The organism is Streptococcus sp. 3167 (assembly GCF_013277175.1).
Taxonomy (GTDB): Bacteria; Bacillota; Bacilli; order Lactobacillales; family Streptococcaceae; genus Streptococcus; species Streptococcus pseudopneumoniae.
On the sequence record NZ_VMML01000021.1, the window covers coordinates 24,280 to 41,595 of the forward strand.

The following is a 17,316-nucleotide window of genomic DNA, read 5'->3' on the forward strand; positions in this document are numbered from 1 at the left end:
TCTGATTACAAGATGTAGTCAGATTTTTTTTTTAGAAAAATATTTTATAAATAGTCACAAATCTCCTATATTTATGGTAAAATAGAATCATCATTTTATTTGGAGAAGAAATATGAATATATTTAGAACAAAGAATGTAAGTTTGGATAAAACGGAGATGCACAGGCATTTGAAGTTATGGGATTTGATTTTGCTGGGTATCGGAGCCATGGTAGGGACAGGCATCTTTACAATTACAGGTACTGCAGCTGCCACACTTGCTGGTCCAGCCCTAGTGATTTCAATCGTCATTTCTGCCTTGTGTGTGGGATTATCAGCCCTCTTTTTTGCAGAATTTGCTTCACGAGTACCTGCTACAGGTGGTGCCTACAGTTATCTCTATGCTATTTTAGGAGAATTCCCAGCCTGGTTGGCTGGTTGGTTAACCATGATGGAGTTCATGACAGCCATATCAGGCGTAGCTTCGGGTTGGGCAGCTTATTTTAAAGGCTTGCTCTCTCAATACGGGATAGCCCTTCCTCAGCCTTTAAATGGTACCTTTAATCCTCAAGCAGGGACATTTGTTGATTTATTGCCTATTCTTGTCTTGGTCTTGGTGACCTCGCTTGTTTTACTCAATGCTAAAGCAGCCTTACGCTTTAATTCTATTCTAGTTATTTTGAAATTCTCGGCTTTAGCTCTCTTTGTTTTAGTAGGAATTTGGCATATCAAACTTGATAATTGGAGTAATTTTGCTCCTTATGGTTTTGGACAAATCTATGGTGCTAGTACTGGTATTATGGCTGGTGCCTCCTTGATGTTCTTCGGTTTTTTGGGATTTGAATCCATCTCTATGGCTGTAGATGAGGTCAAGACTCCTCAAAAAAATATTCCTAGAGGGATTGTCTTATCGCTTTCTATCGTAACCATTCTCTATGCCTTGGTGACGCTTGTTTTGACTGGTGTGGTTCACTATAGTCATTTAAATGTCAATGATGCCGTTGCCTTTGCCCTTCGTAGCGTTGGGATCAGTTGGGCAGCCAACTATGTGTCATTAGTGGCTATCTTGACCTTGATTACAGTTTGTATCTCGATGACCTATGCCCTATCGCGTATGATTTACAGTTTAGCGCGCGATGGCTTAATGCCTGCCGCCTTTAAAGAACTAACGAAGACTAGCAAGGTACCAAAGAATGCTACTATTTTAACAGGTCTAGCTTCAGCAGTAGCAGCAGGAATCTTCCCGCTAGCTAGTATTGCAGCCTTCTTAAACATTTGTACCTTGGCCTACTTAATCATGCTGGCTTACGGCCTGATTCGCTTACGGAAAGAAAAAGGGATGCCAAAAGCTGGGGAATTTAAAACACCCTTGGTACCCCTGTTACCGATTTTATCAATCATCATTTGTTTATCCTTTATGTTACAGTATAATATGGAAACTTGGATTGCTTTCCTAGTTGCCTTGTTAGTAGGAAGTATTATTTACTTCACTTATGGCTATAAGCATTCTACCATAGAAGAATAAAGTAAAAGTCTGTTGAGTTGTTGAAACTCAGCAGATTTTTATATGTGAAAGAAATTTCAAATTTTTTCTAAAAATATCTTGACAGATTAAGTTTTTAGGAGTAGAATGTTTACTAGTTAATTAAACAGTTAAGGAGTTGTTCATGAAGAAACAAAATTTATTTTTAGTCTTGTTAAGTGTCTTTCTTTTATTGCTAGGAGCCTGTAGTCAAAAGGAAAGTCAGACAGGAAAGGGGATGAAAATTGTGACCAGTTTTTATCCTATCTATGCTATGGTTAAGGAAGTATCTGGTGACTTGAATGATGTTCGGATGATTCAGTCAAGTAGTGGGATTCACTCCTTTGAACCTTCGGCAAATGATATCGCAGCCATCTATGATGCAGATGTCTTTGTTTACCATTCACATACGCTCGAATCTTGGGCAGGAAGTTTAGATCCCAATCTAAAAAAATCCAAAGTGAAGGTTTTAGAGGCTTCAGAGGGAATGACTTTAGACCGCGTCCCAGGGCTAGAAGATGTAGAAGCAGGGGATGGAGTTGATGAAAAAACGCTCTATGACCCTCACACTTGGCTAGATCCTGAAAAAGCTGGCGAAGAAGCTCAGATTATCGCTGATAAGCTTTCGGAGGCGGATAGTGAGCATAAAGAAACTTACCAAAAAAATGCGCAAGCCTTTATCAAAAAAGCTCAAGAATTGACTAAGAAATTCCAGCCTAAATTTGAAAAAGCGACTCAGAAAACATTTGTAACACAACATACAGCCTTTTCTTATTTAGCTAAGCGATTTGGACTCAATCAACTTGGTATTGCAGGTATCTCTCCGGAACAAGAACCAAGTCCAAGACAACTAACAGAAATTCAGGAATTTGTTAAAACCTATAAGGTTAAAACGATTTTTACAGAAAGTAACGCTTCTTCAAAAGTAGCTGAAACTCTTGTCAAATCAACAGGTGTAGGTCTTAAAACTCTGAATCCTTTAGAGGCAGACCCACAAAATGACAAGACCTATTTAGAAAATCTTGAAGAAAATATAAGTGTTCTAGCAGAAGAATTAAAGTGAGGAAAAAATGAAAATCAATAAAAAATATCTAGCAGGTTCAGTGGCAGTTCTTGCCCTAAGTGTTTGTTCCTATGAACTTGGTCGTTACCAAGCTGGTCAGGCTAAGAAAGAGTCTAATCGAGTTGCTTATATAGATGGTAATCAGGCTGGTCAAAAGGCAGAGAACTTAACACCAGATGAAGTCAGTAAGAGAGAGGGAATCAATGCTGAACAAATTGTTATCAAGATTACGGATCAAGGTTATGTGACTTCTCATGGAGACCATTATCATTACTATAATGGCAAGGTTCCTTATGATGCCATCATCAGTGAAGAGCTCCTCATGAAAGATTCGAATTATCAGTTGAAGGATTCAGACATTGTCAATGAAATCAAGGGTGGTTATGTCATTAAGGTAAACGGTAAATACTATGTTTACCTTAAAGATGCGGCCCATGCGGATAATATTCGGACAAAAGAAGAGATTAAACGTCAGAAGCAGGAACATAGTAGTAATCACGGTGGCGGTTCAAACAATCAGGCGGTAGTTGCAGCCAGAGCCCAAGGACGTTATACAACGGATGATGGTTATATCTTTAATGCCTCTGATATCATTGAAGATACAGGCGATGCCTATATTGTTCCTCATGGCAATCACTTCCACTATATTCCTAAGAGTGATTTGTCTGCCAGTGAATTAGCTGCTGCCCAAGCCTTCTTATCTGGAAAAGGCGGTCAATTAAGTACGGTTGAATATCGTTCTAGCAGGGGAGAAACAAGATCTAGTGTGAGAACGAGTCCATCTGAAACTCCTCAAAATCTTACAACAACTCCTGAGAGTCAAAATGAGGATTTAGCTAGTCTCCTTCAAGAATTGTACGCTTTGCCACTTAGCCAACGTCATGTGGAGTCTGATGGATTAGTATTTGACCCAGCACAGATTACAAAACGTACTGCAAATGGTGTGGCAGTACCTCACGGAGATCATTTCCATTTCATTCCTTATTCGCAAATGTCTGCCTTGGAAGAAAAATTGGCTCGAAATCTACCAATTGGAGGTCAGCCAGTTCAAAAGCATTCTGATAATACGAAACCAAGCAGTCCTGCGAAACCAAGTTCAGCCATTAAAGCAAACTTTAATCTCAATACGCAGGCACCGAATAGAGCAACTGGAGGAGCCTATACAACGGATGATGGGTATGTCTTTAGTCCAACAGATGTGATTGAAGATACAGGTGACGCTTTTGTTGTACCGCATGGAAATCATTTTCACTATATTCCTAAGAGTGATTTGTCTGCAGGAGAATTGGCTGCAGCCCAAGCCTATTGGAATGGGAAGCAGGGGTCTCGTCCTTCTTCAAGTTCTAGTCATAATGCAAATCCAGCTCAACCAAGCTTGTCAGAGAACCACAATTTGACTGTCACTCCAACTTATCATCAAAATCAAGGGGAAGACATTCCAAGCCTTTTACGTGAATTGTATGCTAAACCCTTATCAGAACGCCATGTAGAATCGGATGGACTAGTATTTGACCCGGCACAAATAACAAATCGTACAGCTAATGGTGTTGCTGTACCGCACGGAGACCATTATCACTTTATCCCTTATTCACAAATGTCACCTTTGGAAGAAAAATTGGCTCGTATGATAGCTATTAAGGGACAAAATGGTGCAGTCTTGCCGGGAATGAATTATTTGAAACCAGCACCAAAACCGCAAGCTCAACCATCAACTGAGAAAAAACAAACTGATTTTACAGTAGAACAGGTTGTTAGAAAAGTTGGGGAAGGATATGTTGTGGAAATTGCTGGTGTCAGTCACTATGTTTTTGCTAAAGACTTGGCTAAGGATAAGATTGATGCTATTGAAAATCTCTTGTCTAAGAAAACTCAAGAGACACATGCTCTAGTTGCTAAAAAAGAAAATGTCGCTTCTCGTGACCAAGAATTTTATGATAAAGCCTACAATCTGTTAACCCAGGCTCATAAAGCCTTGTCTGAAAATAAAGGTCGCGTTTCTGATTTCCAAACTTTAGACAAATTAGCAGAGCGCTTGAATGATGAATCTTCTAATAAAGTAAAATTGGTAGATGATTTATTGGCATTCCTAGCACCAATTACCCATCCAGAGCGACTTGGCAAACCAAATGCTCAAATTGCCTATACAGACGATGAAATTAAATTAGCGAAATTAGCAGGTAAATATACAACAGAGGATGGCTATATCTTTGATGAGCATGATATTGAAAGTGATGAAGGAAATGCCTACGTCACTCCACACTTGAACCATAGCCACTGGATTAAAAAAGACAGCTTATCTGAAGCTGAAAGAGCAGCAGCTCAGGCTTATGCTAAAGAAAAAGGCTTACAAGCTCCAAATTCTACTGAAGCAACAGAAGCAAAACCAGAGGCAACAGGGACAGAAGCTATCTATAACCGCGTAAAAGCTGAGAAAAAGGTACCATTAGAAAAAATACCGAATCATTTACAGTATACTGTAGCTGTACAAAATGGTCACTTTATAATTCCTCACTTTGATCACTATCATAACCTTAAGTTTGCATGGTTTGATGAAGGACTTTACTCAGCTCCTGAAGGCTATACCTTAGAAGATTTATTTGCGACAGTGAAATACTACGTTGAACATCCTGACCAACGTCCTCATTCAGATAATGGTTGGGGTAATGCTAGCGACCATGTTCGTAAAAATAAGGCAGACCAAAACGGTAAACCTGATGAAGATAAGGAACATGATGAAGTAAGTGAGCCAACTCATTCTGAATCTGATGAAAAAGAGAATCACGCTGGTTTAAATCCTTCAGCAGATAATCTTTATAGACCAAGCACTGATGCGGAAGAGACAGAGGAAGAAGCTGAAGATACTACAGATGAGGATGAAGTTCCACAAGTAGAGCGTTCTGTTATTGACGTTAAGATAGCAGAGGCGGAGACCTTGCTAGAAAAAGTAACAGATTCTCGTACTCGCCAAAATGCTATGGAGACATTGTCTGGTCTAAACAGCAGTCTTCTTTTCGGAACGAAAGACAGTAACACTATTTCAGCAGAATTAGATAGGCTCTTGGCTTTGTTAAAAGAGAGTCAACCGACTCCTATACAGTAGTAAAAAGAATGAAGCATATTTTATGGAGAAGTAACCTTTCGTGTTGCTTCTCTTTTTTAGAAGAAAGTAACAGAAACTTGACAGAAGTATAATAGATTGAATCTAGAATAGTACACCTTGACTTCTAAAATATTGTTAGAAATTGATTTGACTGTCCTGATCAATTTGTCCTATTCTTATTTCATTTCTCTATAATTTTAAATAGTAAACTATTTACTGGTTAATTAAATGGTTAAATAAGCGGTTTAGAAAAATTGTTTAACCGAGAAAAAAGAAGTTAAGAAAAAGTTTCATCATTTATTGAAATGAGGGATTTATGAAATTCAGTAAAAAATATATAGCAGCTGGATCAGCTGTTATCGTATCCTTGAGTCTATGTGCCTATGGACAAAACCAGCATCGTTCGCAGGAAAATAAGGACAATAATCGTGTCTCTTATGTGGATGGCAGCCAGTCAAGTCAGAAAAGTGAAAACTTGACACCAGACCAGGTTAGCCAGAAAGAAGGAATTCAGGCTGAGCAAATTGTAATCAAAATTACAGGTCAGGGCTATGTAACGTCACACGGTGACTACTATCATTACTATAATGGGAAAGTTCCTTATGATGCCCTCTTTAGTGAAGAACTCTTGATGAAGGATCCAAACTATCAACTTAAAGACGCTGATATTGTCAATGAAGTCAAGGATGGTTGTATCATCAAGGTCGATGGAAAATATTATGTCTACCTGAAAGATGTAGCTCATGCTGATAATGTTCGAACCAAAGATGAAATCAATCGTCAAAAACAAGAACATGTCAAAGATAAGGAGAAGGTCAGCTCTGATGTTGCTGTAGCAAGGTCTCAGGGACGATATACGACAAATGATGGCTATGTCTTTAATCCAGCTGATATTATCGAAGATACGGGTAATGCTTATATCGTTCCTCATGGAGGTCACTATCACTACATTCCCAAAAGCGATTTATCTGCTAGTGAATTAGCAGCAGCTAAAGCACATCTGGCTGGAAAAAATATGCAACCGAGTCAGTTAAGCTATTCTTCAACAGCTAGTGACAATAATACGCAATCTGTAGCAAAAGGATCAACTAGCAAGCCAGCAAATAAATCTGAAAATCTCCAGAGTCTTTTGAAGGAACTCTATGATTCACCTAGCGCCCAACGTTACAGTGAATCAGATGGCCTGGTCTTTGACCCTGCTAAGATTATCAGTCTTACACCAAATGGAGTTGCGATTCCGCATGGCGACCATTACCACTTTATTCCTTACAGCAAGCTTTCTGCCTTAGAAGAAAAGATTGCCAGAATGGTGTCTATCAGTGGAACTGGTTCTACAGTTTCTACAAATGCAAAACCTAATGAAGTAGTGTCTAGTCTAGGCAGTCTTTCAAGCAATCCTTCTTCTTTAACGACAAGTAAGGAGCTCTCTTCAGTATCTGATGGTTATATTTTTAATCCAAAAGATATCATTGAAGAAACGGCTATAGCTTATATTGTAAGACATGGTGATCATTTCCATTACATTCCAAAATCAAATCAAATTGGGCAACCGACTCTTCCAAACAATAGTCTAGCAACACCTTCTCCATCTCTTCCAATCAATCCAGGAACTTCACATGAGAAACATGAAGAAGATGGATACGGATTTGATGCTAATCGTATTATCGCTGAAGATGAATCAGGTTTTGTCATGAGTCATGGAGACCACAATCACTACATCAAGGTTCAAACTAAGGGCTATGAAGTAGCCTTGAAAAACAAAATTCCAGCCCTGCAATCCAACTATCAACCTGGAACTTTTGATGAGAAGGCAGTCTTGGCAAAAGTAGATCAACTTCTTGCTGAAAGTCGAAACGTCTATAAAGACGATCCAATCAAACAAAGACAGATTGAGTTAGTTTTAGGTCAGTTTACTGAAAATATGAAGAAACTAGCAACTAACTCTACAGCAGGTTATCTAAAAACACTTGACCTCTTTGATAAGCAATATATCCATATTGATGAAAGTGTCAAACCTGTTGAAACAAGTGCTTTAGATAAGAAATATCAGGCCTTGATTGATAAAATCAATACGCTAGATACAGATACTTATGGACTTCCTAAGAAAGACCTTCTCGTTCGACTCCAAGAGGCTAAGTTGGCTAAAGATGAGGCTGCTTTAGCAGCGGTTGAATCACAACTTCAAGCTCTTCAAGACTTTAATGACCGTACTGGCGATACAACAGTGGAATACATCAAGTACTTCTATGAGCATGTAAACGATGGTCGTTTAAGTGATGAGCTTCGTAATAAAGTAGCTAATTTGACTTTTACTTTATATCAATCTCAATCCTTCCGTAAGGCTGTGGACTTGAATAAACTGTTCCCAAGCATTTACCAAACAAAACAAGAAGTAGAAGAGGCTTTGAAAAATCAGCCAGCTACTGCAAAAGTAAATGAAACAGTTTTAGATAAAGAAAAAGTTGATAACCAATCTGCTAAGCAAGCGATTTATGAATTTTTGAAAGATCTTTATCCTGATCTTAAAAAAGAAGAATATGTCAATCATGTCAGCAAGGAAGAAGTAGAAAGTCTTTTGAACAAGGCAAATCAACTCTTGGAACAAATCCATGAAGAAGGAATCAGACAATCCTTGGCAGAAGAAGTAGAAAATCTAAAAGCTGCCACAAACAAGGCTGATGCAGACTTGGATGAAGTAAACAGTCAGGTAAAAGATGTTTTGACTCGTATCGCTAGCGCCCTTCAACAAGAAAAGGAAAATGCTGAGCAAGATTCTCAGACACTTGTACTCTATCAAAAACTCTACGATATTCTCATGTCGCTTCACTCTTATTTAGAAAGTAATAATGGTTCTGATGAGGACTTTGATAAAGTGGATGCATTACTAGATCAACTTTCTGCTAAGAGTAAAGACAAAGCAGCTTTACTTGAATTGACAAAAGCTATTCTAGTTTTGAATCACCAAATCCAGTCAAAAGCTAGCGCAAGTGAAGAAACAAGTCCAGCAAGAAATGCTGAAGCAAATGGTGATAACACCAGTGCTGAGAACCAACCAAACGCAACTACAGAATCTAACAGCGAAACTGCTAGCGACGAAAACAAAGCAAGCAACACAAGAGATTCTAAACCTGCTGAATTAACTTCAGAAAAGGGATCAACTGAATCTACAACAAGCACTGGTAATCAAGAAAAAGCAGTAGAATAAACAGAAAGGCGAAGTAGCTGAGCCACCTCGTCTTTTTAGCCTTTATAAGCTACGATGCCAATGATGGTATCAACTGCACGTTCCATAGTCTGAAGGCTAACGTATTCAAAACGTCCGTGCATATTTTCGCCACCTGCAAAGATATTCGGAGTTGGGATTCCCATAAAGGAAATCTTAGAGCCGTCTGTTCCACCCCGGATTGGTTCGATAATAGGCGTGATACCTAGATCTTCCATAACGGCTTTAGCAACGGTAATTGGAGTCATATCTTTTTCAATGACTTCTTTCATATTGTAGTACTGGTCTGTCAAGTTGAGAGTGACACGGTTGCTCCCAAGTTCTTGATTCATCTTATCAGCGATAGATTGCATGGATGCTTTACGCGCTTCAAAGGCATCTTTTTCAAAATCACGAATGATGTAGCTTGCACGCGCCTCCTCAACACTACCTGTCACATCCATTAGATGGTAAAAACCTTGGTAACCTTCAGTTAACTCAGGTCGGTCATTTTCTGGAAGTTGATTATGAAAATCAATTGCTAGCTGAAGGGCATTGACCATCTGCCCTTTGGCAGTACCAGGGTGGACATTACGGCCTTGGAAATGCAATTCAGCACCAGCGGCTGAGAAAGTCTCGTACTGAAGTTCACCTAGTGGACCACCATCAACAGTGTAGGCAAAATCCACATCAAAATCTTCTGCATCAAATTTATTAGCACCAACACCGATTTCCTCATCTGGACCAAAACCAACACGAATCTCACAGTGTTTGATTTCAGGATGAGCAGTCAGATATTCAATAGCTGTCATAATCTCAGCAATACCAGACTTGTCATCAGCACCTAGCAAGGTTGTTCCATCAGTTGTAATGAGCGTTTGGCCTGGATATTTCTCAAGACTCTTGAAGTCGGCTGGATCCAGTTTAAAACCAGAATTTCCAAGTTCAATCACACCACCATCGTAGTTTTCAATTACCTGTGGATTGACTCCTTCAGCATTAAAATCAGCAGTATCCATGTGGGAGATGAAGCCAATCTTACGTGTTAAAGATGGATCATTGGCTGGCAAGGTTCCAATAGCAAAACCATTCGGTAGATAGTAAACATTTTGCAGTCCAACACGTTTCATTTCAGGAATTAGGACATTTGTTGCGAAGTCAACCTGACTCTGTGTACTTGGAGTAGTAGTAGAGTGTTCATCAGAGCGCGTGTTGACCTTAACGTAGGTTAAGAAGCGGTCCAAGAGATTTGGATAAGTCATAAAAAACTCCTTTTGAATTTATTTTTTCCATTGTATCATAGAAAGAAGAGAAAAACAAAAGACAGAAGTTAGGGCAATCTGCTATGTTAGCGTTTACTTATCAGTGGATTCATGATAAAATAAACTTGATAAAAACATCACAAGGAAGCGATTATGAAAAAAGCAATTTTAATGATGACCTTCGGTTCGCCAGAAGAGATTACCTTTGAAGGTGTAGCTGATTTTTTCACAAATATTCGTCGTGGAGTGAGACCTCAAGACCACGAGATTCAGACTCTCTATGATAATTATGTACGAATTGGAGGCACGCCTCTGCAAAAAATTACCCGTCAAGAGGTTGCCTTGGTAGAAGCTAGGCTGGGGAATGAATACAGTGTCTACTTTGCTAATAAGTTTTCCAGTCCCTTTATTCCAGATGTGATCGGTCAAATGGAAGCAGACGGAATTGAACAGTGTATTTGTTTGATTTTGGAGCCTCATTATTCTTTCTACTCTGTCATGGGCTATGAAAAATTTTTAGAAAGCAAACAAATTCAATTTTTGGTCATTAAGGACTGGTATCAGGAAGAAGCACTTTTAAACTATTGGGCAGATGAAATTGCTAAAATTTTAAAAGAAGAAGTAAAGCAGGATAGCTTTAAAGTCATCTTTTCAGCCCATAGTGTGCCCATTTTTGCCTTGGATTTTGGAGATCCTTATATCGATCAAATTTTCGAAAATAGCAAGTTAGTTGCTGAAAAACTAGGTTTGAGTTCCGATCAATATACAAATACCTGGCAAAGTGAGAGTGATATTGGGATTCCATGGATTAAGCCAGATGTTTTGGAGTATCTCAGAGAACAGACAGAACATCCAGACCATTATATTTTTGTTCCAATCAGCTTTATCAGTGAGCACATTGAAGTCTTGTTTGATAATGATGTGGAATGTTATGACTTGTGTCAGGAATTTGGGGTAAACTACCATCGTCCACCAATGCCAAATACAGATTCTCGCTTGATTGATGCCTTGGTCAATACAGTTAGAGCCAATGAACATCAAGAGTTTAAGGAATTTCTCCCAGAAGAAGAGACCTTTGATGAGTTAGTTCCTTCAGACGAGACGAAAAACATTTTGGCTGAATCTCAAGATTTACAAATGCCGGAATTTGTGAAAAAACTGATTGAGAAAAAAGGGCGGGAGAATGTTAAGATGCCTTATCTTATCAAGAAGATGCTAGAAAAAGCAGGCAAGTTGCCCAAAGAGTAAAGAAAAAGGATTTAGCTTTGTGCTAGATCCTTTTAATCGATTATTTTTTCTCAAGAAGGGCTTTGATTTCTTGAAGGACTTCCAATTCGGTTGGTTTTTTTTCGTCAGTTTTTTCTTCCTTTATACCAGTCAGTTTCTGTGCTTTTTCAATACCCTTGATAATAAAGAAGAGGGCGGTACCCACAAAGATAAAATTGATAATAGCACTTAAAAAGTTACCATAGCCGACTCCATGCCAAGAAAGTTGAGCGATACGTTCGACTTTAGCAGCTTTCAAAGCGGGATTTAAAATAAGAGGAGTGATAATGTCGTTTACAAGTGAAGTAACGATAGCACCAAAAGCAGAGGCAATGACAACACCGACAGCAAGGTCAATAACATTTCCTCGAAGCAAGAACGATTTTAGATTTTTTAACATACTGTTTTCCTTTCAATGTTTCGTGTTTCATTGTATCCTAAATCATTATAGAAGGCAATTAAAAGGCTCATAAATGGAGCATTATTTTCTAAAAATATAGATCTTGCTCAAGATATAATTGATGATAATAATGAGTATTTGTGCAATTATTGTTTCAATTGCATTTACCTTATCAGGATTTTCGTTTACAAATTGCCCTATGATATGAGGGAATTGAGTTACAAAGAGAAAAGTTAAAAACAAGTCTAACAGAAAAGTAGAAAGGCGGGCAAGAAAAAATTTCACTAAACGGATAAGCCGATTCTTCCTTGCTTGCTTAAATACAAGCCTATCATTTGTGATAAAGGCAAATAGGATACCAAATATATTTGCCAAGGCCGTAGCAAGAAGTTCCTGATGAGTTAGTTGATAAATGACCAATCGCGAGAGAATCGAAACTAGAGTTGTTGCAAGGCCAAAAAAGAGATAGGCTAAGATTTCATTGTTAAAAAATTTTTGAATAGGTTTTTTCATGCTTTAAGTATAGCATAAAGCAGGCTATTGTGCTATACTAGTAAGGTTGAATAAAGCAACCCTTGGTGCTTAGCTTCTTTCACCAAGCATATTACACGCGGATAACCGCCAAAGGAGAAAAAATGAAAAAATTAACTATTCGTGATGTTGCAGATATTGCAATCGTTGCTGCTATTTATGTCGTTTTGACTGTCACACCGCCCCTAAATGCCATCAGCTATGGTGCTTATCAGTTTCGTATTTCAGAAATGATGAACTTTATGGCTTTTTACAATCCCAAGTACATCATCGGAGTTACTATCGGTTGTATGATTGCTAATTTCTTTAGCTTCGGACTACTAGATGTCTTTGTTGGTGGCGGATCAACCTTGGTATTCCTCAGTTTAGGTGTTTGGCTTTTTGCAAAATATAGCAAGGATTACCTCTTTAACGGATTGATTCGAAAAGATCATTTCTTCTTTTCAATCCTCTTTTCAATTTCCATGTTTACCATCGCTGCAGAGTTAAATATTGTAGCAGAATTACCATTTTTCCTTACTTGGTTTACAACAGGAATTGGTGAATTTGCCTCATTGATTATTGGAGCGATTATCATTGGTAAAATTGGTCGTCGAATCGATTTAAGCAAATAGAACAGGACAAGCTAGGTAGCCTTTACCTGGCTTTTTCTTATGGAAAATTTCTAAGAAAACTTGACAAGTTTTTCTGATTATAGTATACTTACTTAAGTAAGCTGATTTAGCTCAGTTGGCAGAGCGCATCCATGGTAAGGATGAGGTCGCCGGTTCAATCCCGGCAATTAGCATGATATGTATAGGGAAACTCTTGAATACGAGAGTTTTTTGTTATACTCGATCGAAAAAATTTCTTATTGACAAAATCAAGTATCTCTAGTAATATAGAATATGCGATGAGTCGATAGGTAGTCTTCGGACTACTATTGAGCATAAGGAGGTCATAACGCAGGAGCGGACCTTGATGAGTTGTGTGAACCTGCTCATCACATGAAGATGCCTCTTAGTCCCTAGTCTAACGACTGGGGATTTTTATTTTCCAAAAAATGATGAAAAAGCTTTGCAATTCATGGAAAAAGTAGTATAATACTTCTATTATAGAAATTTTTAGAAAATTCCGAAAGAGGTTATTTATGGGATATACAGTTGCTGTAGTCGGCGCGACAGGTGCTGTCGGTGCTCAGATGATAAAAATGTTGGAAGAATCAACACTTCCAATCGATAAAATTCGTTTACTTGCTTCTGCACGTTCAGCAGGCAAGACTTTGAAATTTAAAGATCAAGATATTACGATTGAAGAAACGACTGAAACAGCTTTTGAAGGAGTTGATATTGCTCTCTTTTCAGCAGGTGGTTCTACATCAGCTAAGTATGCACCATACGCAGTGAAAGCTGGAGCGGTAGTAGTAGATAATACATCTTACTTCCGTCAAAATCCAGACGTTCCTTTGGTTGTTCCAGAGGTCAATGCTCACGCACTTGATGCCCACAATGGGATCATTGCCTGCCCTAACTGTTCAACAATTCAAATGATGGTGGCTCTTGAGCCAGTTCGCCAAAAATGGGGCTTGGACCGTATCATTGTTTCAACTTACCAAGCAGTTTCAGGTGCTGGTATGGGAGCAATTCTTGAGACACAACGTGAACTTCGTGAAGTCTTGAATGATGGTGTAACCCCACGTGATTTGCATGCCGAAATCTTGCCTTCAGGTGGTGACAAGAAACATTATCCTATCGCCTTCAATGCTCTTCCACAAATTGATGTCTTCACTGACAATGATTACACTTATGAAGAGATGAAGATGACTAAGGAAACTAAGAAAATCATGGAAGATGATAGTATTGCCGTTTCAGCAACATGTGTTCGTATTCCAGTCTTATCAGCTCACTCTGAGTCTGTTTATATCGAAACAAAAGAAGTGGCTCCAATCGAAGAAGTCAAAGCAGCTATCGCAGCCTTCCCGGGTGCTGTTCTTGAAGATGATGTAGCTCATCAAATTTATCCTCAAGCTATCAATGCAGTTGGTTCGCGTGATACCTTTGTTGGTCGTATCCGTAAAGACTTGGATGCTGAAAAAGGAATCCACATGTGGGTTGTTTCAGACAACCTGCTCAAAGGTGCTGCTTGGAACTCAGTTCAGATTGCTGAAACTCTTCATGAACGTGGCTTGGTTCGTCCAACAGCTGAATTGAAATTTGAATTAAAATAGTCATATCGTTTAGGAGTTCAGATGAACTCCTTCTTTGAAATAGAGAGGTGTTTTCATGTCTTATCAAGATTTAAAAGAGTGTAAAATCATCACAGCCTTTATTACCCCCTTCCATCAGGATGGTTCCATCAACTTTGATGCTATTCCAGCCTTGATTGAGCATTTGTTGGCTCATCATACGGATGGAATTCTTCTCGCAGGGACCACTGCTGAGAGTCCAACCTTGACTCACGATGAAGAGTTGGAGTTGTTTGCGGCTGTACAAAAGATTGTCAATGGACGCGTTCCTTTGATTGCGGGTGTTGGTACCAATGATACGCGTGACTCTATCGAGTTTGTCAAAGAAGTCGCGGAATTCGGCGGTTTTGCTGCTGGGCTTGCTATTGTACCTTACTACAATAAACCTTCTCAAGAAGGAATGTATCAGCACTTTAAGGCCATTGCAGATGCTTCTGACCTGCCTATTATTATCTATAACATTCCAGGTCGTGTGGTTGTCGAATTGACTCCAGAAACCATGCTTCGTTTGGCTGATCATCCAAATATTATTGGTGTCAAAGAATGTACCAGCTTGGCCAATATGGCTTACTTAATTGAGCACAAGCCTGAAGAATTCTTGATTTATACAGGTGAGGATGGAGATGCTTTCCATGCCATGAACCTTGGTGCGGATGGGGTTATTTCTGTTGCATCCCATACAAATGGGGATGAAATGCACGAGATGTTTACTGCTATTGCAGAAAGTGATATGAAGAAAGCTGCAGCTATTCAGCGTAAATTCATTCCTAAAGTCAATGCCCTCTTCTCTTATCCAAGTCCTGCTCCAGTTAAGGCAGTTTTGAACTATATGGGATTTGAAGCTGGCCCAACTCGATTACCTCTAGTTCCAGCACCAGAAGAAGATGCCAAACGCATTATCAAAGTCGTCGTAGATGGCGACTACGAAGCGACCAAGGCAACTGTAACAGGTGTCTTAAGACCAGATTACTAATAAGACAATAAAATCCATGACCGAATGAAGGATCATGGATTTTTCTTATTTTCCTAAACAGAATTGGCTAAAAAGTTGGGTAATGAGTTCATCAGGAGCCGCATCTCCAGTGATTTCTCCGAGGATTTCCCAAGTACGGGTCAAGTCAACTTGAAGCAAGTCAACAGGCATCCCCAGTTCAAGACCTTCATTAACAGCTTGCAAACTTTCAACGGCCTTCTCAATCAAGGAAATGTGACGGGCATTTGACAAGTAAGTAGCATCTTGCTCAACCAAACCAGCATTTTCAAAGAAGAGGTTGTTGATTCGCTCTTCAATCTTATCGATATTTTGATTTTTAAGGACTGAAATGCGAATGACATCTTCTGGAAGTTCAGAGGTTTCAATAACTTCTGGCAGGTCAGTTTTGTTAAGGAGAATAATTCGGTTGGTTTCTTGGCTGATTTCTAGGAGTTGGCGGTCTTGGGCGGTTAGTGGTTCACTAGCATTTAACACTAGTAGTACTAGGTCAGCTTCCTTGAGGGCTTTTTTCGAACGCTCGACACCGATTTGTTCAACGATATCATCCGTTTCACGAATACCAGCTGTGTCAATCAATTTTAGGGGAACACCGTTGATGTTGACGTATTCTTCAATGACATCACGTGTCGTACCAGCAATATCGGTTACGATTGCCTTATCTTCACGTAAGAGGTTGTTGAGAAGGCTTGATTTCCCAACGTTGGGGCGTCCGATGATGGCAGTGGAAATTCCTTCACGAAGGATTTTACCGCGACGGGCTGTTCTAAGGAGATTGGTTAGTAATTGTTCAAACTCCATTGTCTTTTCTCGGACCACAGCAGTAGTCGCTTCTTCAACATCGTCATACTCAGGATAGTCGATATTGACCTCGACTTGGGCAAGTGTGTTAAGGATTTCTTGACGGATATTGTTAATAAGGTCAGAAAGTGAGCCGTCTAATTGTTTAACTGCAATGTTCATAGCCTTGTCTGTCTTAGCACGGATGATGTCCATAACGGCTTCAGCCTGAGTCAAGTCAACACGTCCATTTAGGAAGGCACGTTTGGTAAATTCACCAGGTTCTGCCAACCGAGCTCCTTCACGGATAGCTAGCTGGAGAATCTCATTGGTCACCGCAATCCCACCGTGAGTGTTAATCTCGATAATATCTTCACGAGTGAAGGTTTTTGGAGACTTCATGGCTCCAACCATAACCTCGTCCATGACCTTACCATTTTGAGGGTCAACGATGTGACCGTAGTTAAGTGTATGGCTAGCAACCTGACTCAAGTATTTTCCTTTAAAAATCTTTTGCGCAATAGCAAAACTTTCTGTTCCGCTCAAGCGGACAATACCAATAGCCCCTTCACCTAGTGGAGTAGAGATAGCAGCGATGGTATCAAATTCTCGTGTAATCATAATGTTTCCTTTAATCAATAACTCTTTTCTTGGAAATTTTTCCAAGTCTCTTTTCAAATTGTAACAAATTTGAACTATTTCTTCAATGGATGCTACTTGGAGATTGAAAAAGCCTAAGCAATTCTGCTTAAGCTAGCTTATTTAGTACGCATTTCCCCTTGTGGGAAGTAAGTTCCTTCTGGCATGTCGTTGATGATGACATGGACAGCAGATTGAGGGGCTCCAGTGTTGCGGACAACTGCTTCCGTTACTTCCTTAGCAAGAGCTTTCTTTTGCTCGAGCGTGCGTCCTTCAAATAAATCGATGCGTACAAATGGCATAATAGCTTCCTCCACTAGTTTTGATTTCTTCCATTTTACCACATTTTGCCGTTTA

The 17,316-nt window shown here is 39.3% G+C and carries 13 protein-coding genes, 1 tRNA gene and 1 riboswitch; of the genes, 9 read left to right on the forward strand and 5 right to left on the reverse strand.

Annotation, left to right across the window (positions count from 1 at the left end; genetic code table 11):
- Positions 1-112 precede the first annotated feature (112 nt).
- The 4 genes from HT678_RS03160 (at position 113) to HT678_RS03175 (ending at position 8,869) form a co-directional block, all read left to right on the forward strand.
- Positions 113-1,504: an amino acid permease gene (locus HT678_RS03160; protein ID WP_001020307.1), complete on the forward strand. Its 1,392-nt coding sequence runs from the start codon at positions 113-115 to the stop codon at positions 1,502-1,504.
- Between the two features lie 142 nt (positions 1,505-1,646).
- Positions 1,647-2,564 (forward strand): zinc-binding lipoprotein AdcAII, encoded by a 918-nt coding sequence (gene adcAII, locus HT678_RS03165; RefSeq protein ID WP_000744536.1) that lies wholly within the window; start codon positions 1,647-1,649, stop codon positions 2,562-2,564.
- A gap of 7 nt (positions 2,565-2,571) precedes the next feature.
- A complete protein-coding gene (locus tag HT678_RS03170; RefSeq protein ID WP_023938123.1) occupies positions 2,572-5,664 on the forward strand; it encodes a pneumococcal-type histidine triad protein in 3,093 nt (1,030 codons plus the stop codon).
- Positions 5,665-5,980: 316 nt separating this feature from the next.
- Positions 5,981-8,869, forward strand: coding sequence for a pneumococcal-type histidine triad protein (locus tag HT678_RS03175; RefSeq protein WP_023938121.1), 2,889 nt, complete (start codon positions 5,981-5,983; stop codon positions 8,867-8,869).
- Between the two features lie 35 nt (positions 8,870-8,904).
- Here HT678_RS03175 and pepT read toward each other — a convergent pair whose 3' ends face one another.
- On the reverse strand, positions 8,905-10,128 hold the full coding sequence (gene pepT, locus HT678_RS03180) for a peptidase T (RefSeq protein ID WP_000222060.1): 1,224 nt from the start codon (positions 10,126-10,128) through the stop codon (positions 8,905-8,907).
- A 153-nt stretch (positions 10,129-10,281) separates the two neighbouring features.
- Between pepT and hemH the strand changes: the two genes are divergently transcribed.
- Positions 10,282-11,376 (forward strand): ferrochelatase, encoded by a 1,095-nt coding sequence (gene hemH / locus HT678_RS03185; protein ID WP_050222852.1) that lies wholly within the window; start codon positions 10,282-10,284, stop codon positions 11,374-11,376.
- A gap of 40 nt (positions 11,377-11,416) precedes the next feature.
- On the opposite strand, the gene mscL is transcribed toward hemH, so the two are convergent.
- Together mscL and HT678_RS03195 are read right to left on the reverse strand one after the other, a co-directional pair.
- A complete protein-coding gene (mscL, locus tag HT678_RS03190; RefSeq protein WP_000916792.1) occupies positions 11,417-11,794 on the reverse strand; it encodes a large conductance mechanosensitive channel protein MscL in 378 nt (125 codons plus the stop codon).
- An 81-nt stretch (positions 11,795-11,875) separates the two neighbouring features.
- A complete protein-coding gene (locus HT678_RS03195; RefSeq protein ID WP_000743002.1) occupies positions 11,876-12,307 on the reverse strand; it encodes a GtrA family protein in 432 nt (143 codons plus the stop codon).
- Between the two features lie 28 nt (positions 12,308-12,335).
- Positions 12,336-12,432: riboswitch (PreQ1 riboswitch) on the forward strand.
- Here HT678_RS03195 and HT678_RS03200 point away from each other — a divergent pair.
- The 4 genes from HT678_RS03200 to dapA all read left to right on the forward strand — a co-directional run bounded on the left by HT678_RS03200 (position 12,430) and on the right by dapA (position 15,522).
- The gene (locus HT678_RS03200; protein ID WP_000737071.1) at positions 12,430-12,939 is read left to right on the forward strand and encodes a QueT transporter family protein; all 510 of its coding nucleotides are present in this window, start codon (positions 12,430-12,432) and stop codon (positions 12,937-12,939) included. (Overlaps the previous riboswitch by 3 nt.)
- 100 nt (positions 12,940-13,039) lie before the next feature.
- A tRNA-Thr gene (locus HT678_RS03205) sits at positions 13,040-13,112 on the forward strand.
- Positions 13,113-13,454: 342 nt separating this feature from the next.
- Entirely contained in the window at positions 13,455-14,531 is a 1,077-nt protein-coding gene (locus HT678_RS03210; protein ID WP_000542464.1) for an aspartate-semialdehyde dehydrogenase, read from the forward strand.
- Between the two features lie 55 nt (positions 14,532-14,586).
- Positions 14,587-15,522 (forward strand): 4-hydroxy-tetrahydrodipicolinate synthase, encoded by a 936-nt coding sequence (dapA, locus tag HT678_RS03215; protein ID WP_023935945.1) that lies wholly within the window; start codon positions 14,587-14,589, stop codon positions 15,520-15,522.
- A 45-nt stretch (positions 15,523-15,567) separates the two neighbouring features.
- Here dapA and mnmE read toward each other — a convergent pair whose 3' ends face one another.
- Both mnmE and HT678_RS03225 read right to left on the reverse strand, forming a co-directional pair.
- Complete coding sequence (gene mnmE, locus HT678_RS03220) at positions 15,568-16,941, reverse strand: tRNA uridine-5-carboxymethylaminomethyl(34) synthesis GTPase MnmE (RefSeq protein WP_023938116.1); 1,374 nt, start codon at positions 16,939-16,941, stop codon at positions 15,568-15,570.
- 137 nt (positions 16,942-17,078) lie between these two features.
- A complete protein-coding gene (locus HT678_RS03225; protein ID WP_001117401.1) occupies positions 17,079-17,261 on the reverse strand; it encodes a 4-oxalocrotonate tautomerase in 183 nt (60 codons plus the stop codon).
- Positions 17,262-17,316: the final 55 nt, after the last annotated feature.